At 73.6% G+C, this 2,559-nt stretch carries 1 protein-coding gene; it reads left to right on the top strand.

Features of this window, described 5'->3' with window-relative positions; genetic code table 11:
* Positions 1–2,559 (top strand): beta-ketoacyl synthase N-terminal-like domain-containing protein (locus ACIQTO_RS38115; protein WP_402398261.1); only part of this gene is annotated, 2,559 nt, incomplete at both ends.

The raw sequence follows: 2,559 nt of genomic DNA, 5'->3' as shown, positions 1-2,559 counted from the left end.
CGCGTTCCTCGACGCCTGGATCCAGCAGCGGCGTGACCGCGGTCTGGCCGGGCTGTCCATCGCCTGGGGCGCCTGGGCGCAGGACGGCCTCGCCACCGGCGAGGTGGTCGTCGAGCGGTTGCGGCGCGGTGGTGTGGTCCCGATGGATCCGGCGCTGGCGATCCAGGCCCTGGCCAAGGCGGTTGACGGCGACGAGACCGAGGTCAGCGTCGCGGACATCGACTGGCCGCAGTTCGTCGAAGGTTTCACCGGCTCCCGCCCGAGCCCCCTGCTCGCGGACCTGCCGGAAGCCGCCGTGCGGCCCGCTCCGGCCGCGGCGGACGCCCCCGCGCCGATGCGGTCCGAGCTGGCCTCGGCGCCGACGGGCCGGCGTCGGCAGCTGCTGCTCGATGTCGTCCGCGCCCAGGCCGCCTCGGTGCTCGGCCACGCCTCCGTCGATGCGGTGGCGCCCGCCCGGGCCTTCCGCGAGCTGGGCTTCGACTCGCTGACGGCGGTCGAACTGCGCAACCGGCTCAGTGCCGAGACGACGTTGCGGCTGCCGACGACCCTGGTGTTCGACCACCCGACCCCGACCCGGCTCGCCGATCACCTGCTCGGCATGATGCTCGGCGACGAGACCCTGCTGGCCGAGGCGATGACGCCCGCGCCGGCCGAGGCGGACGAACCGGTCGTGATCGTCGGCATGAGCTGCCGGTTCCCCGGCGACGTCGAGACTCCTGCCGAGCTGTGGCAGCTGCTGACCGACGGCGTGGACGGCGTCGGCCCGTTCCCGACCGACCGCGGCTGGGACCTCGATCGCGAGGTCGGGATGTACGCGCCGGAGGGCGGCTTCCTCCACCACGCGACCGACTTCGACGCGTCCCTGTTCGGGATCTCGCCGCGTGAGGCGCTGGCGATGGACCCGCAGCAGCGGCTGCTGCTGGAGGCGTCCTGGGAGGCCTTCGAGTCGGCCGGCACCAACCCGCTTTCCGTTCACGGCGGTTCGGTCGGGGTCTTCGTCGGGACCAACGGTCAGGACTACGGCGGTCTGCTGGCGACGTCGGACGAGGACGTCGACGGACACGTGCTGACCGGCAACGCCGCGTCGGTGCTCTCCGGCCGGGTGGCGTACGCGTTCGGGCTGGAGGGCCCGGCGATGACGGTGGACACGGCCTGCTCGTCCTCGCTGGTCGCCCTGCACCTGGCGGCGCAGGCGCTGCGGCGCGGGGAGTGCGAGCTGGCGCTCGCCGGCGGCGTGACCGTCATGTCCACCAACACCGCCTTCGCGGAGTTCGCCCGGCAGGGCGGGCTGGCGGCGGACGGCCGCTGCAAGGCCTTCTCGGCCACCGCGGACGGGACGGGTTGGTCCGAGGGCGTCGGTGTGCTGGTGCTGGAGCGGTTGTCGGACGCGCGCCGCAATGGGCACGAGGTGCTGGCGGTGGTGCGGGGCAGTGCGGTGAACCAGGACGGTGCGTCGAACGGGCTGACGGCGCCGAACGGTCCGTCGCAGGAGCGGGTGATCCGGCAGGCGCTGGCCAATGCCGGGTTGTCGGCGTCCGAGGTGGACGCGGTGGAGGCGCACGGGACGGGGACCCGTCTCGGTGACCCGATCGAGGCGCAGGCGCTGTTGGCGACCTACGGCCGGGAGCGGGCCGGTGAGCCGCTGTGGCTCGGCTCGATCAAGTCCAACATCGGGCACACCCAGGCGGCCGCCGGTGTGGCCGGGGTGATCAAGATGGTGCAGGCGATGCGCCACGGGGTGCTCCCGGCGACGCTGCACGCGAACGAGCCGTCCCCGGAAGTGGACTGGTCGGCGGGCGCGGTGGAGCTGCTGACGGAGGCGCGGCCGTGGCCCGCGCTGGATCGGCCGCGCCGGGCCGGTGTCTCGTCCTTCGGCATCAGTGGCACCAACGCGCACGTGATCCTGGAGTCCGTGCCGGCGGCGGAGGCCGAGGAGCCCGCGACCGTCGAGGGCGTACTGCCCTGGCTGGTCTCGGGGCGGTCGGCCGCCGCGCTCTCGGCGCAGGCCGGTCGACTCTCGGCATTCCTCTCCGGCAAGCCGGAGTTCGCGCCGCAGGAGGTGGCCGGGGCGCTGGTGTCCCGCGCCGCACTGGACCACCGTGCGGTCGTGCTCGGTGGTGACCGGGAGGCGCTGCGGGCGGGTGTCACGGCGTTGGCGGAGGGGCGGCCCTCGGCCCGGGTGGTGTCGGGTGTCGCGGTGGAGGGGCGTTCGGCGTTCCTGTTCACGGGGCAGGGGGCGCAGCGGGTCGGGATGGGGCGCGGGCTCTACGAGGGGTTCCCGGTGTTCGCGGGGGCGTTCGACGCGGTGTGTGCGGAGTTCGACCTGCTGTTGGATCGGCCGGTTCGCGATGTGGTGTTCGAGGGCGCCGATGATCTGGACCGGACGGTGTGGGCGCAGGCGGGGTTGTTCGCGTTGGAGGTGGCGTCGTTCCGGTTGCTCGAATCCTGGGGTCTGACGCCGGATTTCCTGTTGGGGCATTCGATCGGTGAGGTGGCGGCGGCGCATGTCGCGGGGGTGTTCTCGCTGGCGGACGCGTGTGTGTTGGTGGCGGCGCGGGG

Source organism: Kitasatospora sp. NPDC091207, from assembly GCF_044768625.1.
Lineage (GTDB): Bacteria > Actinomycetota > Actinomycetes > Streptomycetales > Streptomycetaceae > Kitasatospora.
The sequence above is the reverse complement of the archived record's forward strand: the minus strand, read 5'-3'. Positions and strand labels throughout refer to the sequence as shown.